We start from the raw sequence: 24,110 nt of genomic DNA on the forward strand, positions 1-24,110 counted from the left end.
GGGGGGGCGCCCCCCCGCCCCGGGGGGGGGGCGGGGGGGGGGGGGCCCCGCCCCCGCGGGGCCCCCCCCCCGCGCGGGGGGGGGGGGCCCCCGGCGGGAACCCCGCCCTCCTCAGACGTGCGAGAGGGCGAACGCCGACAGGAACCCGGCCACGGTGACGAGCCCGGTCATGAGGTGCACCCTGCTGTACGCCTCGGGGATCATCGTGTCCGCGACCATCGCCAGGATCGCCCCGCCGGCCACGGCCGTGATCGCCGCCATCACCGTCTCCGACGCGCCGCCCAGCAGCGTGTACCCGGCCAGTGCGGCCAGACCGCCGGCCACGGCGATGCCTCCCCACAGGGTGAACACGTACCGGCGGCCGCGCCCGGCGGCGCGCATCCCGGCGGAACTGGCCAGCCCCTCCGGCAGGTTGCTGACGAACACCGCCCCGACCGTCGCCACGCCCAGGTGCCCGCCCCCCAGCAGGCCGGTGCCGATGACGACGGACTCCGGTATCCCGTCCAGGAGCGCCCCCAGCGCGATGGCGTTCCCCGAACCCGGCTGCTCCGCCTCGGACGGCTGCTGTTCCCCCGAGCGCTTGCGGTGCCGGGCGCCCCGGCGGGCCAGCAGGGCGTTGGCCCCCGAGTAGACGACCGCTCCGCCGACCGCCCCGCCGACCACCGGCGCCATGCCGGAACGCTCGTACGCCTCGGCGAACAGCTCGAACGACACCGCCGACATCAGGACGCCGCTGCCGAAGGCCATGACGAGGGCGATCAGCCGGGGAGGGACCCGTACCAGCGAGCCGACGGCCGCCCCCACCAGCAGAGCCGCTCCCGCGAACAGACCCCACGCTCCCGCGATCAACGCTCCGGTCACAACCGCCCCTTTCCCCACCGTCCACGGGGGCACCGTGCCCACCGGACGCACCACGCCTACCCGGGGAACGGGGGACCATCGGTGGGCGGGGGCACGTGGACGGCCAGGACGGCGGTGTCGTCGTCGACGCCGGTGCCGAAGGTGCCGAGCAGGTCGCGGACCGCGTCGACGGCGCCCGGCGCCGTGGTGGGGGCCAGCGCGCGGCCGAAGCCGAGGAGGGCGTCGTCGCCGTACCGGTCCTCGCCGCCGCCGGCGGCGGCGGTACGGGCCTCGGTGAGGCCGTCGGTGTACAGCAACAGGGTGTCGCCGGGAAGCAGATGGAGCGTGGTGGTGGCGATGTGGACGTCGGGGAGGACGCCGATGAGCTGCCCGCCGGGGGTGGGGAGGTAGTCGGCGGTGCCGTCGGCGCGCATCAGCAGGGCCGGGGGATGCCCGCCGGCGGCCAGGGTGATGCGGAAGCCGCCCCGCTCCCGGTCCGGGGTGAGCAGGCCGAAGAGGACGGTGCAGAACCGGGGGTCGTCGCCGTTGTACTCGTGGTTCAGGACCGTGTTGAGGTTGTCGAGGACGGCGGCCGGATCGGGGTCGTAGACGGCGGCGGCCCGCAGGGTGTAGCGGGTCAGGGAGGTGAGGGCCGCCGCCTCGGCCCCCTTGCCGCACACGTCGCCCAGGAACAGCCCCCAGGTGCCGGCGGACAGGGGGAACAGGTCGTAGAAGTCGCCGCCCACCTCGTCGGTGGAGGCGATGTGGTAGTACGCGGCGACGTCCAGGCCCGCCACGTTCGCCAGCGCCGGGGGCAGCAGGGTCTTCTGCAGGGTGGTGGCCAGGTCCTGGAGGCGGTCGCGTTCCCGGTCGGCCCTCCTGCGGGCGCGCAGCAGTTCCGCCTCGTAGGCGCGGCGGTCCCGGGCGTCGAGGACGACGGTGCGGATCAGCGACGGCTCTCCGTCGTCACCTGTCCTCACCGTCGAGGTGGCGATGACCGGCAGACGGGAGCCGTCGGCGGTCTTCAGCTCCAGGGCGATGCCGTTGAGCCGGCCCTGCATCCTGAGCAGGGGGGCGTAGTGGGTCTCGTGGTAGAGACGGCCGCCGACGGTGAGCAGGTCGGAGAAGCGCGCGCGGCCCACGAGGTCGTCCCGCGCGTGGCCGAGCCACTCCAGCAGGGTGGTGTTGATCCGCACGATCCGGCCGTCGGGAAGGGTGGACAGATAGCCGCAGGGAGCGTGCTCGTACAGGTCCTCGGCGCTCTCCTCCAGCAGGGGAAACCGCTCCCGCCCGTCCGCCGGTTCCCGGGCCGCGTCCCCGTCCCCGCGTCCGTCCTCGCCGGTCCCGCGCGTCACCGGGGGACCTCCGTGGACACGGCGACGCCCGCGGCGGCCTTCCCGGGGGCGACGGGTCCGGACCCGCGCGCCGGCGTCACCGCCGGCCCGGGGGCTCGCCGGGTCACGGTCACGCGGTTCCCGCGGCGCACGTCCATGCCCCCATTTTCGCAGACGGCTTCCGTTCCCCCGGTCGCCGAGGCGGGAGGAACGGCCCGGACCGCGGCCCGGGGAGCGGGTTGTCCACCCCGCCTCCCGTCCGGCCGTGCGGGTGTGGCGCGCGGCCCCCGGGGCAGACGGGCCCCCGGGACCGCGGCGGGTGCGCGGGGCGCGGTCCGGCAGGACGTCCGAGAACGGAGGAGAGACCGGCATGGCGGAGAACGTGTGGAGCTACGGGCAGGCATTCGCCCATCTGGTGGGCACCGATCTGGCCGGATGGAGGGTCGAGGCGACCGACGGACACGTCGGGAAGGTCGACAAGCACTCCGAGGAGGCCGGTGACGCCTATCTGGTCGTCGACACCGGCGGGTGGATCTTCGGCAAGGAGGTGCTGCTCCCGGCGAGCACGGTGACGCGGATCGACCTGGAGGGGAAGAGCGTCCACGTCGGCCTGACCAGGGACCGGATCAAGGGGGCGCCGGAGTTCCGCGCCGACGAACACCTCGCGGACCGGCAGCACCGGGAGGAGATCGCGGTGTACTACGGGGAGGGCAGGGCGTCCGGGGGCGGGCCGGGCGCGCCCTGAGGGCCCGGAGGCAGACGGAGGGCGGCTCCCGCGTACGGCGCGGGAGCCGCCCCTCCGCGTGCGGGGACGGCGCGTGGAGCGCGGCTGACGCCGGGCCGTTCAGCCCGGCAGCTTCTCGCGGTCCGTCCCGCTCCCGGAGACCGCGGAGTGCAGGGCCCGCAGGGCCACCAGGAGGACGCCGATGTCGTCCAGGTAGACGGGATCGGGGATCAGGTCGACCGGGGACACCGTGTAGATCACGGCCGTCCAGAAGAGGGCCTTGGACCGCAGGGGGACGCCGGCGTCCGTCAGCAGCTTGCGGGTCCGCAGGACGCGGACGAAGAGGACGGCCGCGCATCCCGCCGTCACGAGCACGAGAACCGCGGCCACCACGAACCAGAGGGAGCTGTCCATGGGGCTCTCCTACCCCGTCTTCCGGACCGCACCGGCCGGACCGTCCCCCGTGGATCCCCCGGGGGACGGCCCGTCGGGTCAGATGCCGCAGCCGGAGGCGGACCAGAAGCGGCCGGCCCGGTGATCGACGTGGGTGTGGTCGCCGTGGCCCGGGTAGCCGGGGCCGAGGATGCCGTTGAAGCCGTGGTTGCGCGCCTGCTGGGCGAGCCGGCACAGCGAGTGGGGCCCGGCGCCGAGGTCGGCCGCGTCGCCGTACAGATGACGGCTGGAGGAGGCGCCGCCGACCGCGCTGTTGCACGCCTGGCTCCGGAAGCCGCTGGTGACGCGGAGGGGCTGGTCACCGAGGGCGTGCCGGAGGGCTTCCAGCTTCCACATGGTGCGCAGGGCGTTGGACTTGGCGGTGGCCGCGCTCACCGCGCCGCCCGCCCAGGTGCTGTTGCAGGTGTTCAGCTCCGCGTAGGTGAAGTGGATGGGCGTGCAGTCGTCGTCCTGGAGCGCGTAGATCTTGTTGAACGTCGCGGGTCCCGCGATGCCGTCGGCGACCAGTCCGTAGGCGGCCTGGAAGCGCTTGACGGCGGCGGCGGTCCCCGGTCCGTAGACGCCGTCGACGGCGAGCACCCCGCCGTAGCCGGGATAACCGGCCACGCGGACTTGAAGCGCCGTGACGTCGGCGCCGGACGCACCCTGGGAGAGCGTGCGCGACCAGGTGAGGCAGCCGTCGGCCCGCGCGGTGCCCGCGGTGGCGGCCACTCCGGCCGACGTTAAGGTCATGGTCATGACAAATGAGAGGAAGAGGCGCAGGGAGAGGGAGCGTGCGGTGCGGCGGGCCATCGAGCCTCCGTCGTCGTGCGGATGGGTGCGATCCGTGAGTACGGCACCCCGAGACTGGCGGGCCCGCCGGTGCCCGTCAACACCGCCGTCGCCGCCGTCGTCACCGCTGTCGCCGTCGTCACCGCCGTCACCGCCGTCATGGGGTCGCCCCGTGACGGCGGACGGCCGGTCCCGCACGGTGACGCGGCTCCCGGCGGACGGCCCGCGCGAAGCGGCGCGGCCGGTACGCGGAGGCCGGCGGCGGCGCTCCGGCCGGTCCGGGAGCGGCACGCCGACCGGAAGGGCCCGCACGCACCGGGCCCGGCCCGGCCGGGCCATGCCGTGACCTGCGCCGTTCGCGTCGGGAGCACCGCTCTCCGACCCCGGGCCGAGCGTGTACGGGCTCTCGGACGGGTGATAGTGGACGGATGGAACAGCGCGTTCAGGCCGGTCTCTTCACCCGTTCTTTCGGGCCTCCGCCCCGCGCGGGCGCGCCGACGGCGGTGCTGGTGCACGGGCTCGGGCTGTCGGGCCGTTACTTCGTGCCGCTGGCGCGGCGGCTGGCGGCGGACGGGGCCGCCGTGCTCGTACCCGACCTGCCGGGCAACGCGCGGTCGCGGCCCGCCGCGCGCCGGATGCCCGACGTGGTGCGGACCGCCGACGCCCTCGCCCGCTGGCACCGGCGGCTCGTGCCGGGACCGAGCCTGCTGGTCGCCAACTCGGTCGGCTGCCAGGTGGTCGCGGCCCTCGCCGCCCGCCATCCGTGCCTGGTCCGCGGACTCGTCCTGCTCGGCCCGGCGCTCACCCCGGGGGCGTCCGCAGGGCGCCAGGGCGGTCGGCTGCTCGCGGACGCGTTCCGCGAACCGCCCTCCCTGGTCGGGGTGGCCGTGGCGGACTACCTCTCCACCGGTCCCTTCCGTTTCGCCGCGTCCCTGCGCCACGCCCTGCGGGACGCAGCCGGGGCGTTCGAGGGGCATCTGGCCCGGATCGACGCGCCGACGCTCGTCGTGCGCGGGAGCGGTGACACCATCGCCTCCGGGGCATGGGTCCGACGGGTGGCAGGGCTGGCCGCCGACGGGTGCGCGACCGAGGTGCCGGGCGCCGCGCACGCCGCGCACTACAGCGCGCCGGACGCCGTGGCCGGACTGATCCAGAGATTCGCGGCAGGAGAAGAGAAGGCATGAAGGCACCGGACCCGTCCGACCCGACCGGCTCGTCCGATCCGTCCGAACCACCGGGCCGGGCCGACCCGTCCGGTACGCCAGGTGCGTCCGGGGCGTCCGGCCGTCCCCCGTCCCCGCACGCGGCCCACCGCCTGCCGTCCACCCGCACGGACCACCGGTCCCCGTGGCTGCGCCTGCTGCCCGGGATCTCCTCGGAACGCCGGGGCTTCGTCCTGGCGTGGTGGGGGTTCGCCCTCACCTTCGGCTGCATGCGCCTGCTCACCTGGCTGATCCACATCGACGTGGCCGGAGTGGGGGACGTGCAGGCCGGCGACGTGCACATCCACCACTACGTGTGGGGCATCCTGCTGCTCGCCGTGGTGGGGGCGGCGGGCCTCGTGAAACGCTCGGCACGCGCGCGGGCCTGGATGGGACTCGCCTACGGCGTCGGCCTGGCCCTGATCGTCGACGAGGCGGCGCTGCTGATCAGCCTGGAGGACGTGTACTGGGACACCGAGGGCTGGGTCAGCATCGCCCTGGCCGTCGCGCTGATCGCCGTCGTGGGAGGCGTGCTCGCGGTGACGCGCGGACGGTCCGGCCCGTCCGGGAAGCGGGACGACGGCTGAGCGGAGACGGGAGACGGCCCCGGCCGACCGCTCCGGCGGGCGCCGGACGACGGCCCCCGGGAACGGAGGCGCGCCCGTGGACAGGAGGGGACAGGAACGGACGCGGACGCCGGGACGGCCGCGGAGACGCGGCCCGGCCGGGCCGGTTCGTCCGCCGCGTACGGGAAAGGGAACCCATGGCCCGTGACCCGACGCCCGGAGGAGAACGCCGATGACGCCCGGCAGCGCGACGCAGGAGGGCGACCCGTGGTGGAAGTCCGCGGTCGTCTACCAGATCTACCCCCGCAGCTTCGCCGACTCCGACGGCGACGGCATCGGCGACCTGGACGGCATCACCGCACGCCTGGACCACCTCGCGGACCTCGGAGTGGACGTCCTGTGGCTCTCGCCCGTCTACCCGTCGCCGCAGGACGACAACGGCTACGACATCAGCGACTACCAGGACGTCGACCCCGTCTTCGGCGACCTGGCGGCCTTCGACCGCCTCCTCGCGGCGGTGCACGGGCGCGGCATGAGGCTGATCATGGACCTGGTCGTCAACCACACCTCCGACGAGCACCCGTGGTTCCGGGAGTCGCGCGACCCCGCCAGCCCCCGGCGCGACTGGTACTGGTGGCGCCCGCCCCGCGACGGTCGCGAGCCCAACAACTGGGGCTCCTTCTTCTCCGGTTCCGCCTGGACGCACGACCCCGCGAGCGACGCGTACCACCTCCACCTGTTCTCCCCGAAACAGCCCGACCTCAACTGGGAGAACCCGGAGGTCCGCCGGGCCGTGTACGCGATGATGCGGTGGTGGCTGGAGCGGGGCGTGGACGGCTTCCGGATGGACGTCGTCAACCTCCTCTCCAAGGACCCGGCCCTGCCCGACGGCGCACTGCGCGGCGACGGCCCGTACGGCGACGGGTCGCCCTCCTACGTCTGCGGACCGCGCCTCCACGAGTACCTGCGGGAGATGCACCGCGAGGTCATGGCCCACCACCCCGGCCGGCTGCTCACGGTGGGGGAGATGCCCGGCGTGACCGTCGAACAGGCCCGGCTGTTCACCGACCCGCGCCGCGCCGAACTCGACATGGTGTTCCAGTTCGAGCACGTCGGACTCGACCACGGCGCCCACAAGTTCGACCCGCGCCCCCTGCGGCTCACCGACCTGAAGGCGTCCCTGGGCCGCTGGCAGACCGGCCTCGCGGACGTCGGATGGAACAGCCTGTACTGGAACAACCACGACCAGCCCCGCGTCGTCTCCCGGTTCGGCGACGACGGCCCCCGCCACCGGACCCGGTCCGCGACCATGCTGGCCACCGTCCTGCACCTGCACCGGGGCACCCCCTACGTCTACCAGGGGGAGGAGCTGGGCATGGCCAACGCGCCCCTGCGCACCATCGAGGACTTCCGGGACATCGAATCCCTCAACCACTACGCGCAGGCGCTGCGCGCGGGGGCGGAACCCGAGGAGGTCCTGCCCGGACTGCGGGCGATGGGGCGGGACAACGCCCGTACCCCCATGCAGTGGGACGCCTCCCCGCAGGCCGGCTTCACCACCGGCACCCCCTGGCTCCCGGTCAACCCGGACCACACCGAGGTCAACGCCGCCGCCGCCCGCGCGGACCCCGGCTCCGTCTACCACCACTACCGGCGCCTGATCGCCCTGCGCCACGAGGAACCGGCCGTCGTGCACGGCGACTTCACCATGCTGCTGCCCGACGACGAACGGGTGTACGCCTTCACCCGGCACCACGCGGCGACCACGCTGCTGGTCCTCGGCAACTTCACCGGCGACACCGTGACCGTCGACCTCCCCGGCGGCTGGGAGGGCGCCGAACTCGTCCTGGGCAACGGGCCGTCCGCCCCGGTGGAACACGGACGCACGGTCCTCGCCCCCTGGGAGGCGAGGGTGCACCGGCGCACCGGGTGAGGCGCGGGGGACGCGCGGGCGGGAGGCACCGCGCGCCGCCCCGCGCCGCCGATGATCCCCGCCCCGCGGGGTAGGCGCGCCCCATGACCGTCTACGGATTCCACGCCTCGCACGAACAGGTCCCGCCCGCCGACCTCCTGGCCGCCGTCGTCCGCGCGGAGGAGGCCGGTTTCGGTGCCGCCATGTGCTCGGACCACTTCTCGCCCTGGAGCGTCCGCCAGGGCGAGTCCGGCTTCGCGTGGTCCTGGCTCGGCGCCGCCCTCCAGGCCACCGACCGCATCCCCTTCGGCGTCGTCAACGCGCCCGGACAGCGCTACCACCCCGCGATCGTCGCCCAGGCCGTCGGGACCCTCGCCGCCATGTACCCGGGCCGCTTCTGGGCGGCCCTGGGCAGCGGCGAGGCGTCCAACGAGCACATCACCGGCGACCGGTGGCCGCGCAAGGACGTCCGCAACGCGCGGCTGCGCGAGTGCGTCGACGCCATCCGGGCCCTGCTGCGCGGCGAGGAGGTCAGCCACGACGGACTGGTGACCGTGGACCGGGCCAGGCTGTGGACCCGCCCCGACACCGTGCCGCCGCTGATCGGCGCCGCGTGCAGCGAGGCCACCGCCGCCTGGTGCGCCGACTGGGCCGACGGACTCGTCACCGTCAACGCCCCGCGCGAACGGCTGCGCCGGATCGCGGACGCCTACCGCTCCGCCGGCGGCACCGGCCCCCTGTACCTCCAGGTCCACCTCAGCTGGGACCCCGACCCGGACACCGCCCTCGCCGTCGCCCACGACCAGTGGCGCACCAACGTGCACGGCCCGCCCGCGAGCTGGGACCTCGACACGCCCGAACTGTTCGACTCCGTCAGCGAGCACGTCACCCCGGAGCGGGTCACCGGGAGCGTCAACGTCTCGGCCGACCTGGGACAGCACGCCGCCTGGCTCCAGGAGTACGCCGACCTCGGCTTCGACACGGTCATGCTCCACCACGTCGGGCGCGAACAGAGCGCCTTCGTCGACGCGTTCGGCGACAAGGTGCTGCCCCGGCTCGACGCGACCCCGGCCGCTCCCGCGTACGCGGAGGAGGCCCGATGAGACTGACCCGGACCTCCGACCTGTGGTGGAAGAACGCGGTCGTCTACTGCCTGGACGTGGAGACCTACCAGGACGGCGACGGCGACGGCATCGGGGACTTCGCGGGCCTGACCCAGCGGATCGACCACCTCGTCCGCCTCGGCGTCACCTGCGTGTGGCTGATGCCGTTCTACCCGACCCGGGAACGGGACGACGGATACGACATCACCGACTTCTACGCCGTCGACCCCCGCCTGGGCACCCTCGGGGACTTCACCGAGTTCGTGCGGACCGCCCGCGACCGGGGCATCCGGGTCATCGCCGACCTGGTCGTCAACCACACCTCCGACCAGCACCCCTGGTTCCGCGAGGCCCGCTCCAGCCGCACGTCCCCCCGCCGCGACTGGTACGTCTGGTGCGACGAACCGCCCGAGGACGGCCCCCGCGGCGTCGTCTTCCCCGACGCCGAGAAGAGCCTCTGGGAGTACGACGAGAAGACCGGCCAGTACTACCTGCACCGCTTCTACCGGCAGCAGCCCGACCTCAACGTGGCCAACCCGGCGGTACGGGACGAGATAGCCCGCATCATCGGCTTCTGGACGCAGCTGGGCCTGTCCGGCTTCCGCGTCGACGCGGTCCCCTTCCTCCTGGAGACCGACGGCCAGGACGACGCCGACCGACTGCCCGACCCGCACGCGTACCTGGCCGACCTGCGGGCGTTCCTCGGACGCCGCAACGGAGAGGCGGTCCTTCTGGGCGAGGTCAACCTGCCCTACCCCGACACCATGAAGTTCTTCGGCGACCCGGAGTCCGGCCGGGGCGACGAACTGACCATGTGCTTCGACTTCATCGGCATGCAGAAGATGTACCTCTCCTTCGCGCGCGGGGAGGCCGGGCCGCTCGCGGAAGCCCTGCGGGAACGCCCGGAAGCCCCGCGCGACGGCCACTGGGCGACCTTCGTCCGCAACCACGACGAGCTGACGCTCGACAAGCTCGACGACGCCGAACGCGCCGAGGTGTTCGCCGCCTTCGGCCCCGACGAGGACATGCGGCTCTACGGCAGGGGACTGCGCCGCAGGCTGCCGCCCATGGTCGGCGGCGACCGCCGGCGCGTGGAGCTGGCCCACAGCCTCCTCTTCACCCTGCCCGGCACGCCCGTCCTCTTCTACGGCGAGGAGATCGGCATGGGCGAGAACCTCGCCGCGGAGGGCCGGCAGGCCGTCCGCACCCCCATGCAGTGGACGGCGGACAGGGGCGCCGGGTTCTCCACCGCCGGGAGCGACGCCTTCCCCAACCCGATGCCCCGGGGCGCGTACGGGCCGAAGCGGGTCAACGTCCGGGACCAGGCCCACGACCCGGACTCGCTGCTCACCCGCGTACGGACCCTGATCGAGCGCTACCGCGAAGCACCCGAACTGGCCTGGGGCCGCACCGAGGTGCTCGACGTGGACGACCCCGGAGTGCTGGCCCACGTCGCCTCGCTGCCGGAAGGAGCGGTCCTCGCCCTGCACAACTTCTCCGACCGGCGGACCGGCGCGACCACGGCCGTGCCCGGGCTGCAGGGCGGCCGTCTCCTCACCGACCTGTTCACCGGCGACACCGTCAGGGCGACGGCCGGCGGCCGGGTGGGCGTCGACCTGGAACCGTACGGCTACCGCTGGCTGCGGGTGAACACCCCGCTGGACGACCCGGAGCGCACCGCCGCCGCCCGGCCGGGCCCCGAGAACGGCCGCCGCCCCGGAGCGTGAAGCCCGCGGCACGGGGTAGCGGCACGCGTACGAAAGGGACGTACGCGACAGAGGGAAGCAGAGGAAAGAGGAGACGCATGGCGCACCACCGCCCCACCGGGAAGAACGCGGACCGTCCGCGGACCGCCGCCGAGGAGGTCCTGGCGGAGTTCGAGGAGGCCGAGACGGACGTACGGGACGACGCCCGCCCCGGCGACGGCGAAGCCGCCGACGCCCTCACGCCCAGCCGGAGCGCCCAGGAGGACGCCCGGCGGCGCGCGGAGGACCACCGGACGGACCGCCCGGAGGGGGAAGCCTGACGGCCGGCCCCCGGAGACCGGGCCGCGCGACGGCCCGGTGACGCCCCGGACCCCGGTGACGCCGCCCCGTGTCACCGGGGTCCGGGGCGTTCGGCCGGCTCCGGCTCCGGGGTGTCCGTCGTGAGTTCGGGCTCCAGCCCCTCGGCCGGCGTGGTGCGGGGACGCCCCACGTCGCCGCGCCACGCCTCGAAGGCGAACGCGGTCGCGGTGACCACCGCCGCCCCGAGCAGCCAGCCCCCGACCACGTCGCTCACCCAGTGCACGCCCAGCGCGACCCGCGTGTAGCCCACGCCGAGCACCGCCACCGCCGCCAGGACCCACGGCAGCGGCCGCCACGCGCGCGGGACCAGCGGGAGCAGGACGAGCAGCAGCACGGCACAGGAGGTGACGGCCGTCATGGCGTGCCCGGAGGGGAAGGAGAAGCCGGGCGCGTGGGAGACCGGGTCCGGCAGGTGCGGCCGGGCGCGCTCGACCGCGTTCTTCACCAGCAGCCCCACCAGCCCGCCGGCCGTCGCGGTGACGGCCGCCCAGGCGGCCAGCCGGACGGCCCGCCGCCACAGGAGCCACACCACCACCGCGGCCACCAGGAGCCGCATGGTCAGCGGCCCCCACGCGACGTGCGTGAGGAAGTCCAGCACCCGCACCCAGGCGGGATGCTCCAGCGCGGAGCGGTGCAGCCGCTCGGCCACCCCCTGGTCGAGGCGGTGCAGCGGGGCCCAGTGCGACTCCACCAGCACCAGCGCGAGGGAGAACGGGACGGCCGCCAGGGCGGTGAGGGCGGCGCTCGCGAGCAGCCGCGCGCCGAAGCGGGCGTCGGGCCCGCCGTGCCCGGCGGCGAGCCGCACGAGACGACGCCACCGGGGCCGGGGGGAACGCTCTGTCATGGTCGTACGGTTCCTTTCCGATGCGGGGGAGGGGCGGGACGGCAGGGGCGGGGGCCGGGGCGGACCTCCCGGCCCGGGGAGACGCGGACGCCCCGGCTCACACCCCGGGGTCCTCGGTGATCGGAGCGGCCACCCCCGCCCGCACGGCCTCCAGCTGGGCCGCGAAGGACAGCCCCAGGAAGAGCGCGAGCGAGGTGAGGTAGGACCACAGCAGCAGCGCCATGAACGCGCTCAGCGGTCCGTACACGGTGGTGAAGGAGCCGCCCGAGCCCACGTACAGGCTCAGCGCCCACGTCGCCCCCAGCCACAGCAGCAGATGGACGGTGGCGCCGAACGCGAGCCAGGTGTGGCCCGGCTGGGCGCGCCGGGGCGACCGGCGGAAGATGACGCTGGTGGCGATCACGGCCAGCAGGATCCCGACGGGCCAGCGCAGCACGTCCCAGGCGCGGTAGGTGCCCGGAGCCAGGTGGTAGACCTCGGTCAGGGCGCGGCTCAGGTCGGACCCGAGCACGGTGAGGCAGAAGCTCAGCCCGAGGGGCAGCCCGGCCAGGACCGCCATCAGGAGGCCCCGGACGTACTTGTGGAGGAACGGACGGTCCCGCTCGACGCCGTAGATCCGGTTGGCCCCGCGCTCCACCTGGCACATGCCGGTGGTGACGTTGGAGACGGAGAACAGCAGGCCGAGCCAGAGGGCCGCCGCGCCGCCGTCCCCGGCGTGCCGGCGGCTCTCCCGCAGGGCGTCGTCCACGACGTCCTGGCTGGGACCGCTGATCCGGCGCACCGTCAGCTCGACGATCCGGCCGATGTCCTCGGTGTGCAGCACGCCGGACAGCCCTATGACCGCGATCCCGAAGGGAAGTATGGCCAGGACGGTCTGCAGGGCCAGGGCGCGGGAGTGGCTGAACCCGTCGGCGTAGCGGAACCGGACGAAGGAGTCCCGCACGAGGGGCCAGCCCCCGTGACGGCGCAGCGCGGCCCACGCCTCCTCGCCGGACAGGGTCTCGCCCCGGAGGCGCAGTTCGGCCTCCAGGGCCTTGACCTCACTGCGCTGCGGTACGCGCGTCGCGGTGCCCATGCGCCTCCCCCTCCTCCTCGGCTCCGGCCGCCGCGCCGGTCCGCGCCGGCCCGGGCAGGCACACCCGCAGCGCCCCCGGTTCCACCTCCGCGGTCAGCCGGGTGCCCGCGGGGAAGACGTCGCCGTCCACCTCGCGCGGCTGGGGACGGGTGAACCGGAGGTCGACGCGGGCCGCCCCGAAGTACTCCAGCGCGCCGTGCGCGACGGGCCGCTCCCGGGCACCGGACGCGTGCGGCGCCCGCCCGCCCGGTACGCGGGTGACCAGGTACCCGGCGGCGGCGAGCCAGCCGGTCACCCCGCGCGGATCGAGCAGGACCACCTCCAGCCGGCCGCTGTCGGGCCGCGCCCCGGGCAGCAGCGGCAACCCGCCCTGGAGGGTGCCGACGTTGCCGATGACGACCATGCGGGCCCGCCGCTCCAGCGGGGCGCCCCCGTCGAGCCGGATCGACAACCGCATCCGGGGGTCCCGCAGGTGCCGCACGGCCGAGAGGGCGTACGCGGGCCACCCCAGGTTCTTCTTGAGCCGCGCCGAGGCGTCCTGCACCATGGCCGCGTCGAACCCGGCGCCCGCCATGACCGCGAACCGGGTCGGCACCAGCCCGTCGCCCTCGATCCGGCCCACGTCGAGCCCGGCGGTCCGCCCGGACAGGCCCTCGCGCAGGGCGGCCACGGGATCGGCCGGCAGCCGCAGGTTGCGGGCGAGGAGGTTCCCGGTGCCGCACGGGACGATCGCCAGGGGGATCCCGGTCCCGGCCAGCACGTCGGCGCAGGCGCGTACGGTGCCGTCCCCGCCACAGGCCACGACCAGGCCGGCGGGACCGGCGTCCGGCCCGTCGGTGCCGCTGCCGGTCAGGTGCGCGAGCAGGGCACCGGCCGGCGCCTCGGGCGTCGTCTCCGTCCACCGCTGCTCCGCGTACCCGTGGTGGAGCAGCACCGCCCGCACCCGGGCCGCGGTCTCGTCGCCGCACCCGTGCGGATGGCGCACCACCACGGCCCGCCCCGCCGCGCGGGCGGCCGGGACCGGGACGCCGGCCTCGTCCCGGGAACGCGGCGGCAGCAGCGCGATCGCCAGGAGCACCAGCGTGCAGGCGCCGTTCAGCAGCCCGGCCACCACGTCGGAGGGGTGGTGCATGCCCCGGTACACCCGGGAGAACGCCACGGCCGGCGGGACCAGCAGGAGCAGCGCCACCACGACGTGCCGCCGGGTGCCGCGCAGGTTCCGGGCCGCGAGCACGGCCAGCCCCCCGAAGAGGGCCGTGGCGGCCCCGACGTGACCGGAGGGGAAGCTGGACGTCGGCGGCGCCCCGTCCAGGTGGGGCACGCCCGGGCGGTCGCGGTTCACGACGAGGGTGACGAGGAGGAAGACGGCGGACTGCGCCGCCACGGACAGGGCCAGGAAGGCGGCCTCGCGCCAGCGGGGCCCCCTGGGCACCCACAGCAGGGCGACCGCGCACAGGAACGTCACGACGATCACGCTCTGGGTGTCGGCCAGCAGGGACAGCCAGTCGGTGAACGTGGTGGCGGCCGGGGTGCGGTGGGCGGCCAGGAACCGGTTGACGCCGTCCTCCTCCGACAAGGGCCGGAGATCCGCCAGCGGTCCGGTCACCAGCAGCCCCAGCCCGGCCACCACGGCCACCTGCACGGGCAGCAGCAGGAGCGGCAGGCCGGGTCTGCCCCCCGTGTCGTGTGCGTTCGTCATTGCGGCCGTGTTACCCGCCGGGAGCGAGTCATGCGCACACCGCCGCACGCCCGCCGCGGCGGGCGCCACGCGGCCCTGCCGACGGCCCCGGACCGGTGAAAACGGCCGCAGCGGGTACAGGCGCAGGAGCGAACAGGACGACGAGCGGAACGGGGTGCCATGACCGACGTGGACAGGACCGGCGACGGGAGCGGAGAGCGGGACCCGGCCCCCTCCGGACCGGACCTGCTCGAAGGGCTCAGCGTGGACACCACCCGGCCCGAGCAGCCCGTTCTGCTCAGCGCCGCCGGCGAGCCCATCCGCACGTGGCGGGAGAACTACCCGTACACGCGGAAGGTGCGCCGCGCCGAGTACGAACGGCAGAAGCGCATCCTGCAGATCGAACTGCTCAAGCTGCAGCGCTGGGCCAAGGACACCGGTGCCCGGATCGTGGTGCTGTGCGAGGGCCGGGACGCCGCCGGCAAGGGCGGCACCATCCAGCGGTTCACCGAACGGCTCAACCCGCGCAGCGCCCGGATCGTCGCCCTGGACAAGCCGACCGAGCGCGAGGCCGGGCAGTGGTACTTCCAGCGCTACGTGGCCCACCTCCCGGGGCCCGGCGAGATCGTCTTCTTCGACCGCTCCTGGTACAACCGGGCGGGAGTCGAGCGGGTGATGGGCTTCTGCACCGAGGAGGAGTACCGGCTCTTCCTCCACCAGTGCCCGCTGTTCGAACGCATGCTGGTCGAGGACGGCGTCCACCTGGTGAAGTTCTGGTTCTCCGTCTCCCGGTCCGAGCAGCGCACCCGTTTCGCCATCCGCCAGGTCGATCCGGTGCGGCAGTGGAAGCTCTCGCCCACCGACCTCTCCTCCCTCGACCGCTGGGACGACTACACCGCCGCCAAGGTCGCCATGTTCCGGGAGACGGACACCGACCACGCCCCCTGGACCGTGGTCAAGAGCAACGACAAGCGGCGCGGCCGCCTGGAGGCCATGCGCAGCCTCCTGGCCCGCGTCGACTACGCGAACAAGGACGAGAAGGCGGCCGGTACGCCCGATCCGCTCATCGTCGGCGCGGCGGACACCCTCCTCGAACCGGGGGAGGAGATGACCGACCTCTCTCCCACCCCCCTGGTCCCGGCCCGGAAGGGCCCGGGGGAACACCCGGGCCGCTGACCGCGCGGAGACGCCCGGGGCGCCCCGCCCCGGCCTCCCGGACGACCGGCGCGCGGTCGCGCGATGCCGGACGGCGGGAGAAAGTGGACCGGTGCGTGCCGTGCGGACCGGCCCCGGGCGACGGCCCGGCACGTGTCGTGCCGGACGGACGCCGCGAACGGGCCGGAGCCCCTCCCGGACACGTCACGGGGAACCCCGCCGGGACGTGGCGGGCGCGCCGGGACGCGATCGGCGACAGAGAGGAACGAACGACAGATGGAAATCGGCTACAAGCTGTCCGCGGAGGCGTTCGGGCCGGGCGAACTCGTCCGGCAGGCCGTCGCGGCCGAGGCCGCGGGCTTCGACTTCGTGGAGATCAGCGACCACTTCCACCCCTGGCTGGACAACCAGGGCCACTCGCCCTTCGCCTGGACGGTCCTGGGCGCCATCGCCGCCAGGACCGAGCGCATCGGTCTCGCGACCGGGGTGACCTGCCCCTCGATCCGCTACCACCCGGCGATCATCGCCCAGGCGGCGGCAACCCTCTCCCTGATGTCCGACGGACGTTTCGTCCTCGGCGTCGGATCCGGCGAACGCCTCAACGAACACGTCGTCGGCCGCGGCTTCCCCGACACCGTCCGGGCGCGCCACGAGCTGCTGCGCGAGGCGCTGGAGATCATCCGCCTCCTGTGGAGCGGCGGCTACCGGTCGTACGAGGGCAAGCACCTGAGGCTGGCGGACGCGCGGGTCTTCGACCTCCCGTCCGACCTCCCGCCGATCGCCGTGGCCGCCAGCGGCCGCAGCTCGGCGCGGATCGCCGCCGAGCTCGGCGACGGGCTCTTCGCCACGGAGCAGAAGCCGGAGATCGTGCGCCACTACCGCGAGGCCGGGGGCACCGGCCCCGGGTACGCGGAGGTGCCCATGGCCTGGGCGGAGGACGAGCACACCGCGGCCCGGGAGGCGCTCAGGACCACCCGGTGGGCCCTCTCCGGCTGGAAGGTCATGAGCGAACTGCCCAACCCCGTCAACTTCGAGGCCGCGACCACCACGGTCCGCGAGGAGGACATCCTCGCCAAGTTCGCCTGCGGCTCCGACCGGAACCGCTACCTGGAAGTCGCCCAGCAGTTCGTCGACGCCGGTTTCGACCGGCTGGTGATGCAGAACGCGGGCCCCGACCCCGACGGTTTCATGGACTTCTACCAGCGGGAACTCGACGGACCGCTCCGCCGCCTGACCCCCGGGGCCGCGGTGTCCTGACCGGCCGCGCGGGACCGGCCGGCACCAGGGGAGGGACCGCCGGCGCGCGGGACGGGCCCCGTGGGCGTCACCGCTCCGGACGTCGGCGCGCGCGACCGCGTTCCCCTCCCCGGCACGCCCCGGACGGCCCTCGGCGCCGCCGGGGCGCCGTCGTACGCGTGTCAGCTCCCCCGGACGGCCCGGCCCCGGACCGGCCGGGCTCCGGGGCCGCCGCGGGCGGGCGGTGCCGTGCTCTCGCGGACGACGAGTCGCGGCAGCAGGAGACGGCGGCGCCGCTCGGCGGGCCGGGCGCCCCCGGCCGCGTCCAGGAGCACCCCGATCGCCTCACGCGCCATCTCCCGCGTGGGCAGGACCACACTGGTGGGAGCGGGACGGGTGAGCAGCCCCTCCGGCGTGTCGTCGTGGGCGACCACCGACAGGTCTCCCGGGACCGAGTACCCCCTGCCGCGCGCGGCTTCGAGGGCCCCGACGGCGAGCACGTCGTGCGTGGCGAACAGCGCGGTCGCCGCCGGCCCGGCCTCCAGCGCCTCCAGGGCCGCCGCGATCCCGCCCCGGAACGACGGCTCCGGCACCAGGCGCACGGCCCCGTCGGGGATCTCCAGCCCGTCCTCGGCGAACGCGCGGCGGAAGCCGTTCACCCGCATCGCGTGCGCCGGGCTCGCCAGGACGGCCACGTTCTCGTGGCCGAGCTCCCGGAGGTGACGCCCGGCGAGGTACCCCCCGTGCTCGTAGTCGACGGTGACGACCGGGAAACCGGCGGGAACCCGTGTCTCCCAGGCGCACAGGACGACGGGGAAGCGGGTGCGGGACAGCGGCGGGAGCTGGTCGGTCAGCCCCTGGTCGCCCGCGATGAGGAGCGCGTCGACCGACCGGCTGGTCAGCCCGGCGAGATGCCTCCGGGCGCGCGCCCCGTCGCGGCGGGTGGTGCAGAGCAGCAGACGGTGGCCGCGCTCCTCCAGGACGTCCTCCACCTCCTCGACCAGCTCCGCGTAGAAGGCGGTGGACACGGTCGGGACGAAGAGGCCCACCGTCCGGGTGCTGCCCGTGGCCAGGGAGCGCGCCACCAGGTTGGGGACGTAGCCGAGTTCGGCGATGGCCGCCCGTACCCGCGCCTCCGTGACCGGCCGTACGGCGACGCGGCCGGAGAGCACGTTGGACACGGTCTGCTTGGTGACGCCGGCACGTTCGGCCACGTCCCGCATCGTCACCATGGACCACCCCGGCTTCACCGATCGGAAGGCGACCGCAAAGTACCGTGCCCCCGGAGCGAGGTCAACGCACCCCCGCCCCGCGGCCGCCCCCGCCACCGGGCCCCCTGCTCCGCAGGGGTGAAGTTTTGCGTGCCGCGGCCTTGTTTTACCGGTCAAATGAGCCGTACGGTCCCCCCAGCCGACGGCCGGCGGCTCCCGCGACCCGGGCCCGCCGACGCGGCACGACCCGTTACGCCACGGGCCGGAGCACCCGCTCCGGTCCCGGACCCGGCCACCGGCCGGACCGCGCCGTCCCCTCCCGCACCTCCGGCGCGCGCCCTTCCCGCAACCCCGCGCACGACCGCCCTCCCCGGGGACGGCGGGCCATCCACGGAGCCGCTCCCCCCTGCGGCTCCCCCGATCAGGGAGTACCCGTGACCACTCCTCGAAACAGACTGACCGGCGCGCTCGCCGCCGTCGCGCTGGTCCTCACGGGCGGCGCCGTGCCGACGGCGGCGGCGGCCCCGACCGCCGCCGCCTACACCGTCACCGTCGGGGCGAAGGGTTCCTGGACCACCCCGGACGACACCCCCGCCGGTACGTACATCGACAAGGACGGCACCTTCTACTTCCAGCAGTCCCACGCCCTCTACGGTGCGAAGGACCCGCGGAAGTGGACCTTCTACACCGGGACGAACCTCGACACCGCCACCCGGTCCAGCGCCCTCAGCGACGCGGTCGACCCGGCCAACTCCAACGACCGGAACAACGACACGACATGGCGCTGCAACAACAGCCCGACCGGTGTGGAAGCCACCCCCGCGCCCTCCACCACCTCCTACGCGCACCGGAACTACTGCGACCTGGCCGGCGTCTGGGTCGATCCCGACACCGGTGACTGGTACGGACTCGTGCACAACGAGTTCACCCCGCAGCCCTTCGGCGACGGCATCCACTACGACGGCATCGACTACGCCGTCTCCAGGAACCAGGGCCGCACGTGGACCATCAAGGACCACGTCATCACCTCGCACCACAGCACCAAGCGCGGGGACACCACCGCCTTCCCGCAGCAGACCTACCACTACGGCACCGGCGACCAGCGGCTGTTCGTCGACACGGCCTCCGGCTACTTCTACGCCTTCTACGGCTCCCGGATCGTGAACAAGGGCGGCGGCTGGGCCGCCTTCTACGGACACGTGGCCCGCGCCCCGATCTCCGCGAAGATGGCCCCCGACTCCTGGCGTAAGTGGTACAACGGCGCCTGGACGGAGCCCGGCGTCGGAGGCCGCGAGAGCACCATGGTCCCGGTCGGCTCCGGAAGCACGACGGGATACGTCCCGCCGGCGAAGGAGTACGACCCGGCCAACACCGGGACCGTCGCCCAGCAGGTGGCCGCCGGCCTGACGCCCCCGACCTCCCCGCTGTTCGTCATGGACATCACCTACAACGCCCACCTCGGCCTGTACATCGGACAGCCCCAGGCGGTCGACCAGAGCGGCAACGCCCCCCAGGAGATCTACGCCACCAAGGACCTGACGACCCAGAAGTGGTTCCGCCTCGGTGACACCGGCGCCTACCGGAACGCCTCCTGGTACCGCTGGTTCCTCGACAGCGGCAACAGGACCGCCTCCGGCCTCGTCGGCAGGAACTTCCGCTCGTACTGCTCCTTCGGCTGCTCCGGCGGAGCGAGCGGCGAGTACGTCAGCCTGACGATCGACACGACCGAACCCGCGGCCCCGGTCGACACCTCCCGGGCGTACCGCATCACCAGCGCCGACGGGCGCGTCCTGGCCCAGGTCTCCGGCGACCCGTCCACCACCTCGCTCGCCGCCGCCACCGGCTCCGCCCTGGAGTCGTGGACCTTCACCTCCAACGGCGACGGCTCCCACCGCATCGCCAACTCCGCCACCGGCCGGCTCCTCGGCGTCGGCGCCACCTCCACGAGCACGCGCGCCTGGGGCACCAGGCCCACCGTCACCGCCCCCGGAACCGGCGGGCCCACCGTCGGACAGCAGTGGTTCGTCATCCGCGGCACCTCGCCCGCCGACGGCACCGCCACCGGCACGTACAAGATCGTCAACCGCTACAGCGGCCTGGTCATCGGTCTCTCCGCCGACCCCGCCCGCCCCGCCGAGACCACCCCCGTCCGCAGCTGGACCAACACCACGGGCAACGCGGTCGGCGGGACCCGCACCGGCGGCGAACAGACCCTGAGCCTCACCCCCGTCGCACAGGCCCCCGAAACGGTGACGGTCGTCAACCCGGGCGACCGGACCACCGAGCCGAACAAGGCCGTCTCCCTCCAGCTGGAGGCCACCGGCCCCGCCGGAAAGCCCCTGACCTTCACGGCCACCGGCCTGCCCGCCGGCCTGGCCATCAGCAGCGGCGGCCTGATCACCGGCGTCCCCACCAGGGAGGGAACATCGACGGTCACCGTCACCGCGTCGTCCGGCAGCGCGAGCGGCACCGCGACCTTCACCTGGGTGGTCACGGCCTCCCTCGACGGGACCCACACCCTCACCACCGGGGGCAAGGCGCTCGACGTCCCCGACCACAGCACCACCGCCGGGACCCGGCTCGTCGTCTGGACGCCGACCGGCGGCGCCAACCAGCGCTGGACCTTCACCCGGCAGACCGACGGCACCTACGAACTCAGGAACGCCGAGTCCGGCCTGTGCGCCGACGTGGAGAGCGGCTCCGCCGGCGCCGGGGCGAGGATCATCCAGTGGACCTGCACCCGCGGCGCCAACCAGCGCTGGACCCTCACCCGCCGGAGCGACGGCACCCACACCCTCGCCTCCGCCGCGAGCGGACTGCTCCTGACCGCCGCGTCCTCCGGCGACGGGGCCTCCGTCACCCAGCAGCCCGACACCGGCGCCGCGCTCCAGCGGTGGACCGTCGGCTGACACCACGACGGGTGTGACCAACCGCCGGGACCCGCGCACCGCACGGGTCCCGGCGGCTCCCGGCGGCGCCGGACCGCGAGGGCGTCAGACCATGAGCAGGAGCCGCGTGTTCGGTACGAGCTTCCGGTTCACACTGGTGCTCTGCACGAAGATCGTGAACTCGTCGTTGTGGTCCGGCTTGACGCGTACCTCCACGTCCGGCAGGCCGAGCAGCGCACGGGCCTCGGGCCCCGTGTACACCCGGTCCGTCTTCTTCTCGAGGACCGCGATCCGCTTCCGCGCCTGGACCTTCTCCGCCTTGCTCAGCTGGTAGAACGCGCACCCGGTGCGGTAGGTGTGCCCGGACTCGACGACCCGGTCCCGGATCGCCACGTCCTGGGCCACCGGTATCAGCTCGTACGCCGACGGCTCCACCGGCGTGAGCCCGGCCGCCTCGACGGTGTCCTTGTTGACCGCCTCCGCACCGGTGGAGAACACCGCCCGCGAACCCCGGATGCCCTTGGTGCGGCCCACCATGAACTTCTCGGTGGCCTCCTGGATGACCTGCCCGGCCTCCTCCAGGCCCCGGGTGCTCGTGGCGTCCCAGACGGCGATGTTCTCCTGCGGGAAACCGCACTGCATGGCCTCGCGCCTGCCCATCTGGTCCGGCACGAGAACGGCCAGCGTCCAGTTGTCCTGCTGCGCCCGGATCATCCCGGCCACGGCCTCCACCAGCTCGCGCGGCTTCGTGGAAGGGGCGTCCGGGGAGCGGTGGCTCGCGTTCTCCTGCCCGTCGGTCAGCACGAACGTCAGGAAGCTGTGGTCGCCGTACAGTTGCGCCGTCTGCGCCAGCTCGTGCTGCGACTTCAGCGCGGCCGCCAGCAGGGCCGTCATCCCGCCGACCCGGTACAACTCCTTCAGCGACGGCATCCGCAGCACGTCCTTGTCGTAGATGACGCACTCCACCGTGTCCGCGAAGACGTACACCGTGACGCGGGTCTCCTGGTCCAGCTCCCTCGACCGGCGGGCGAGGTACGCGATCTGCTGGTCCGCGACCTCCACGACCTTGCGGCTCAGGTGCGACATGGACGAACTGGCGTCCAGGACAAGGGCGACGTGGTTGATGTAGTTCTGGTTTCCGGACATGACGGCTTCCCCCTCTTTCCGACGTGGTGCTTCCAGCCTCCCATCCACCACTGACAATCGATCTTGGGCGCGGACCGGAGGGGGACCCCGCCGCGTGGGGCCCCCTCCGGTCCGCGGGCCTCACGGTGCGACGGGGGTGCCGTCCCGCTCCGGGGCCGGCTCCCGCTCCGGTCCCTCCTCGCCGAGCTGCTCGCGCAGGTAGTTCCAGACCACCGCGATCAGCGCGGCCACCGGGACGGCGAGCAGGCTGCCCACGATGCCCGCGAGGCTGCCGCCGAGCGTCACGGCCAGCAGTACGACGGCGGCGTGCAGACCCAGGCCACGGCTCTGGATCATCGGCTGGAAGACGTTGCCCTCCAGCTGCTGCACCACCACGATGATCGCCAGGACGATCAGGGCGTCGGTGGGACCGTTCGACACCAGGGCGATGAGGACCGCGACCAGACCCGCGAAGAGCGCGCCGACGATCGGCACGAACGCGGAGACGAACGTCAGCACCGCCAGGGGCAGTACCAGCGGAACGTCGAGGACCCACAGGCCGATGCCGATGAAGACGGCGTCGAGGAGGCCGACGAACGCCTGCGAGCGGACGAAGGCGCCCAGGGTGTCCCAGCCGCGGGCCGCGACGACGGCGGCGTCCGAGGCGAACCGGCCCGGAAGCTGACGGGTGAGCCAGGGCAGGAAACGGGGGCCGTCCTTGAGGAAGAAGAACATCAGGAACAGCGCCAGGAAAGCGGTCACCACACCGTTGAACACGGATCCCACGCCGGTCGCCACCGCGGTGACCATGCTGCCCATGCTGTCCTGGACCCGGGCGACCGCCGTGTCGAGGGCGCCGCTGATCTGGTCGTCACCGATGTTGAGCGGCGGTCCGGCGGCCCACGCGCGCAGCCGCTCGACACCGGCGGTCACCCCGTCGGCCAGCTCCCCGGACTGGGAGGCGACCGGCACCGCGATCAGCGCGACGATCCCGACGACGACCAGCAGGAACAGGACCGTGACGGTGGCCGAGGCGAGGGCGGGGGGCCAGCCGCGCCGGCGCAGGAACCGCGTCGGCGGCCAGGTCAGGGTCGTGAGGAACAGGGCCACGACAAGGGGCCACACCACCGGCCACATGTAGCCCAGAAGCCGCAGGACGACGGCGGCCGTCACCAGGACGAGCAGTGACTCGCCGGAGAAGCGGGCCGCCGTGCGCAGCGCGGCACGGGATTTGGCGGAGCTCAATATGGCAGACATGACGGCCACTGTATTGACCCGTCGCCCCGCCGTTCCGCTCCTCGGAGCCGTCGGCGTGCTGCCCCGCCACCGCCCCCGCCGTCCGTCGCGGGCAACCCCCTGCCCGGGGCCCGTGGTTCGGGAGGGGGTAAGATCTTCGGCAAGGCGGGGTCGTAGCACAGAGGTAATGCGCCGCGATGACATCTCGGAGGACGCCGGTTCGAATCCGGCCGCCCCGCCCCCTCACCGTCCCTGGACGCGACAGTGTGCGCCGTCCGGGCTCCCGCCGGCGCGGAGATCCGCCGGAACCGGTCGCCGCGCCCCCCTCGCCCTCCGCCGCGAACCCCCTTGGACACCCGGGGAGTCGGCTCCCGTTCCGGCGCCCGGCGGACGGGACGCGCAGACATCGATCGTGCCGCCCGTGCCCCCGCTCCGCCTTCGCCCGGACGGGCCGCCGCATGTGGCGCGGGCCGGAACCGCGGTCACGGCCGGGGCGGGATGCGCATCCCTCGGGCACGGACACGACCGAAGCGCCGCGAACCTCTCCGGAGTAGTTTCCCGTCGAGTTCCGGTGTAGAAAATCTGTCGTGGCGAAAGTAGACATTGGCGGGTGGTGGGGTTAGTGTTCTGTTCGTAGCCAAGGAAGTCCGAAGGGCGCGGCAGGGACGCACTGCCGCGCGAGCAGGTTCAG

20 protein-coding genes and 1 tRNA gene are annotated in these 24,110 nt (G+C 74.0%); 11 read left to right on the forward strand and 10 right to left on the reverse strand.

What is annotated here, in order from left to right:
* Positions 1-111 precede the first annotated feature (111 nt).
* Complete coding sequence (locus ACFYZY_RS29240; RefSeq protein WP_388700118.1) at positions 112-861, reverse strand: ZIP family metal transporter; 750 nt, start codon at positions 859-861, stop codon at positions 112-114.
* 56 nt (positions 862-917) lie between these two features.
* Positions 918-2,195 carry a PP2C family protein-serine/threonine phosphatase gene (locus tag ACFYZY_RS29245; RefSeq protein ID WP_388700121.1) on the reverse strand — a complete coding sequence of 426 codons (1,278 nt, stop codon included), beginning with the start codon at positions 2,193-2,195 and terminating at the stop codon, positions 918-920.
* Positions 2,196-2,544: 349 nt separating this feature from the next.
* Here ACFYZY_RS29245 and ACFYZY_RS29250 point away from each other — a divergent pair, with 349 nt between their 5' ends.
* Positions 2,545-2,919, forward strand: coding sequence for a PRC-barrel domain-containing protein (locus tag ACFYZY_RS29250; protein ID WP_388700124.1), 375 nt, complete (start codon positions 2,545-2,547; stop codon positions 2,917-2,919).
* A 99-nt stretch (positions 2,920-3,018) separates the two neighbouring features.
* On the opposite strand, the gene ACFYZY_RS29255 is transcribed toward ACFYZY_RS29250, so the two are convergent.
* Positions 3,019-3,312 (reverse strand): YkvA family protein, encoded by a 294-nt coding sequence (locus tag ACFYZY_RS29255; RefSeq protein WP_388700126.1) that lies wholly within the window; start codon positions 3,310-3,312, stop codon positions 3,019-3,021.
* A gap of 78 nt (positions 3,313-3,390) precedes the next feature.
* Positions 3,391-4,143, reverse strand: coding sequence for a D-Ala-D-Ala carboxypeptidase family metallohydrolase (locus ACFYZY_RS29260; protein ID WP_388700128.1), 753 nt, complete (start codon positions 4,141-4,143; stop codon positions 3,391-3,393).
* Between the two features lie 407 nt (positions 4,144-4,550).
* On the opposite strand from ACFYZY_RS29260, the gene ACFYZY_RS29265 reads away from it, so the two are divergent.
* The 6 genes from ACFYZY_RS29265 to ACFYZY_RS29290 all read left to right on the forward strand — a co-directional run bounded on the left by ACFYZY_RS29265 (position 4,551) and on the right by ACFYZY_RS29290 (position 10,931).
* Positions 4,551-5,306: an alpha/beta fold hydrolase gene (locus ACFYZY_RS29265; protein ID WP_388700131.1), complete on the forward strand. Its 756-nt coding sequence runs from the start codon at positions 4,551-4,553 to the stop codon at positions 5,304-5,306.
* Positions 5,303-5,911, forward strand: a complete 609-nt coding sequence (locus ACFYZY_RS29270) for a hypothetical protein (RefSeq protein ID WP_388700133.1) — start codon at positions 5,303-5,305, stop codon at positions 5,909-5,911. The genes ACFYZY_RS29265 and ACFYZY_RS29270 overlap by 4 nt, the downstream gene beginning before the upstream one ends.
* Before the next feature lie 211 nt (positions 5,912-6,122).
* Positions 6,123-7,823 (forward strand): alpha-glucosidase, encoded by a 1,701-nt coding sequence (locus ACFYZY_RS29275; RefSeq protein ID WP_388700134.1) that lies wholly within the window; start codon positions 6,123-6,125, stop codon positions 7,821-7,823.
* A gap of 83 nt (positions 7,824-7,906) precedes the next feature.
* Positions 7,907-8,905, forward strand: a complete 999-nt coding sequence (locus ACFYZY_RS29280; protein WP_388700137.1) for a TIGR03885 family FMN-dependent LLM class oxidoreductase — start codon at positions 7,907-7,909, stop codon at positions 8,903-8,905.
* Positions 8,902-10,632 carry an alpha-amylase family protein gene (locus ACFYZY_RS29285; RefSeq protein WP_388700140.1) on the forward strand — a complete coding sequence of 577 codons (1,731 nt, stop codon included), beginning with the start codon at positions 8,902-8,904 and terminating at the stop codon, positions 10,630-10,632. The genes ACFYZY_RS29280 and ACFYZY_RS29285 overlap by 4 nt, the downstream gene beginning before the upstream one ends.
* A 77-nt stretch (positions 10,633-10,709) precedes the next feature.
* Positions 10,710-10,931, forward strand: a complete 222-nt coding sequence (locus tag ACFYZY_RS29290) for a hypothetical protein (RefSeq protein ID WP_388700142.1) — start codon at positions 10,710-10,712, stop codon at positions 10,929-10,931.
* Positions 10,932-11,002: 71 nt separating this feature from the next.
* On the opposite strand, the gene ACFYZY_RS29295 is transcribed toward ACFYZY_RS29290, so the two are convergent.
* The 3 genes from ACFYZY_RS29295 to ACFYZY_RS29305 all read right to left on the reverse strand — a co-directional run bounded on the left by ACFYZY_RS29295 (position 11,003) and on the right by ACFYZY_RS29305 (position 14,589).
* Positions 11,003-11,815 carry a phosphatase PAP2 family protein gene (locus ACFYZY_RS29295; RefSeq protein ID WP_388700145.1) on the reverse strand — a complete coding sequence of 271 codons (813 nt, stop codon included), beginning with the start codon at positions 11,813-11,815 and terminating at the stop codon, positions 11,003-11,005.
* Positions 11,816-11,912: 97 nt separating this feature from the next.
* Positions 11,913-12,890: a YihY/virulence factor BrkB family protein gene (locus tag ACFYZY_RS29300; protein WP_388700148.1), complete on the reverse strand. Its 978-nt coding sequence runs from the start codon at positions 12,888-12,890 to the stop codon at positions 11,913-11,915.
* Entirely contained in the window at positions 12,856-14,589 is a 1,734-nt protein-coding gene (locus tag ACFYZY_RS29305; protein ID WP_388700150.1) for a phosphatase PAP2 family protein, read from the reverse strand. The genes ACFYZY_RS29300 and ACFYZY_RS29305 overlap by 35 nt, the downstream gene beginning before the upstream one ends.
* A gap of 159 nt (positions 14,590-14,748) precedes the next feature.
* Here ACFYZY_RS29305 and ppk2 point away from each other — a divergent pair, with 159 nt between their 5' ends.
* Both ppk2 and ACFYZY_RS29315 read left to right on the forward strand, forming a co-directional pair.
* Entirely contained in the window at positions 14,749-15,744 is a 996-nt protein-coding gene (ppk2, locus tag ACFYZY_RS29310) for a polyphosphate kinase 2 (RefSeq protein ID WP_388700153.1), read from the forward strand.
* A gap of 255 nt (positions 15,745-15,999) precedes the next feature.
* Complete coding sequence (locus ACFYZY_RS29315; protein ID WP_388700155.1) at positions 16,000-16,980, forward strand: TIGR03557 family F420-dependent LLM class oxidoreductase; 981 nt, start codon at positions 16,000-16,002, stop codon at positions 16,978-16,980.
* Positions 16,981-17,141: 161 nt separating this feature from the next.
* Here the strand turns inward: ACFYZY_RS29315 and ACFYZY_RS29320 are convergent, their stop codons facing one another.
* On the reverse strand, positions 17,142-18,182 hold the full coding sequence (locus tag ACFYZY_RS29320) for a LacI family DNA-binding transcriptional regulator (protein WP_388700164.1): 1,041 nt from the start codon (positions 18,180-18,182) through the stop codon (positions 17,142-17,144).
* 422 nt (positions 18,183-18,604) lie between these two features.
* Between ACFYZY_RS29320 and ACFYZY_RS29325 the strand changes: the two genes are divergently transcribed.
* Positions 18,605-21,079 carry an RICIN domain-containing protein gene (locus ACFYZY_RS29325; protein ID WP_388700158.1) on the forward strand — a complete coding sequence of 825 codons (2,475 nt, stop codon included), beginning with the start codon at positions 18,605-18,607 and terminating at the stop codon, positions 21,077-21,079.
* 84 nt (positions 21,080-21,163) lie between these two features.
* On the opposite strand, the gene ACFYZY_RS29330 is transcribed toward ACFYZY_RS29325, so the two are convergent.
* Together ACFYZY_RS29330 and ACFYZY_RS29335 are read right to left on the reverse strand one after the other, a co-directional pair.
* Positions 21,164-22,204 carry a vWA domain-containing protein gene (locus tag ACFYZY_RS29330; RefSeq protein ID WP_388700160.1) on the reverse strand — a complete coding sequence of 347 codons (1,041 nt, stop codon included), beginning with the start codon at positions 22,202-22,204 and terminating at the stop codon, positions 21,164-21,166.
* Positions 22,205-22,324: 120 nt separating this feature from the next.
* A complete protein-coding gene (locus ACFYZY_RS29335) occupies positions 22,325-23,440 on the reverse strand; it encodes an AI-2E family transporter (protein ID WP_388700162.1) in 1,116 nt (371 codons plus the stop codon).
* 144 nt (positions 23,441-23,584) lie between these two features.
* Between ACFYZY_RS29335 and ACFYZY_RS29340 the strand changes: the two genes are divergently transcribed.
* Positions 23,585-23,659 (forward strand) — tRNA-Val (locus tag ACFYZY_RS29340).
* Positions 23,660-24,110 lie beyond the last annotated feature (451 nt).

The sequence above is a fragment of the Streptomyces sp. NPDC001744 genome (genome assembly GCF_042892575.1).
Taxonomy (GTDB): domain Bacteria; phylum Actinomycetota; class Actinomycetes; order Streptomycetales; family Streptomycetaceae; genus Streptomyces.

Coding starts and splice junctions, on each gene's coding strand:
- ACFYZY_RS29300 (WP_388700148.1), bottom strand. CDS start 12,890: ATGGGCACCGCGACGCGCGTACCGCAGCGCAGTGAGGTCAAGGCCCTG.
- ACFYZY_RS29290 (WP_388700142.1), top strand. CDS start 10,710: ATGGCGCACCACCGCCCCACCGGGAAGAACGCGGACCGTCCGCGGACC.
- ACFYZY_RS29265 (WP_388700131.1), top strand. CDS start 4,551: ATGGAACAGCGCGTTCAGGCCGGTCTCTTCACCCGTTCTTTCGGGCCT.
- ACFYZY_RS29275 (WP_388700134.1), top strand. CDS start 6,123: ATGACGCCCGGCAGCGCGACGCAGGAGGGCGACCCGTGGTGGAAGTCC.
- ACFYZY_RS29295 (WP_388700145.1), bottom strand. CDS start 11,815: ATGACAGAGCGTTCCCCCCGGCCCCGGTGGCGTCGTCTCGTGCGGCTC.
- ACFYZY_RS29335 (WP_388700162.1), bottom strand. CDS start 23,440: ATGTCTGCCATATTGAGCTCCGCCAAATCCCGTGCCGCGCTGCGCACG.
- ACFYZY_RS29320 (WP_388700164.1), bottom strand. CDS start 18,182: ATGCGGGACGTGGCCGAACGTGCCGGCGTCACCAAGCAGACCGTGTCC.
- ppk2 (WP_388700153.1), top strand. CDS start 14,749: ATGACCGACGTGGACAGGACCGGCGACGGGAGCGGAGAGCGGGACCCG.
- ACFYZY_RS29305 (WP_388700150.1), bottom strand. CDS start 14,589: ATGACGAACGCACACGACACGGGGGGCAGACCCGGCCTGCCGCTCCTG.
- ACFYZY_RS29330 (WP_388700160.1), bottom strand. CDS start 22,204: ATGTCCGGAAACCAGAACTACATCAACCACGTCGCCCTTGTCCTGGAC.
- ACFYZY_RS29280 (WP_388700137.1), top strand. CDS start 7,907: ATGACCGTCTACGGATTCCACGCCTCGCACGAACAGGTCCCGCCCGCC.
- ACFYZY_RS29260 (WP_388700128.1), bottom strand. CDS start 4,143: ATGGCCCGCCGCACCGCACGCTCCCTCTCCCTGCGCCTCTTCCTCTCA.
- ACFYZY_RS29270 (WP_388700133.1), top strand. CDS start 5,303: ATGAAGGCACCGGACCCGTCCGACCCGACCGGCTCGTCCGATCCGTCC.
- ACFYZY_RS29255 (WP_388700126.1), bottom strand. CDS start 3,312: ATGGACAGCTCCCTCTGGTTCGTGGTGGCCGCGGTTCTCGTGCTCGTG.
- ACFYZY_RS29250 (WP_388700124.1), top strand. CDS start 2,545: ATGGCGGAGAACGTGTGGAGCTACGGGCAGGCATTCGCCCATCTGGTG.
- ACFYZY_RS29315 (WP_388700155.1), top strand. CDS start 16,000: ATGGAAATCGGCTACAAGCTGTCCGCGGAGGCGTTCGGGCCGGGCGAA.
- ACFYZY_RS29285 (WP_388700140.1), top strand. CDS start 8,902: ATGAGACTGACCCGGACCTCCGACCTGTGGTGGAAGAACGCGGTCGTC.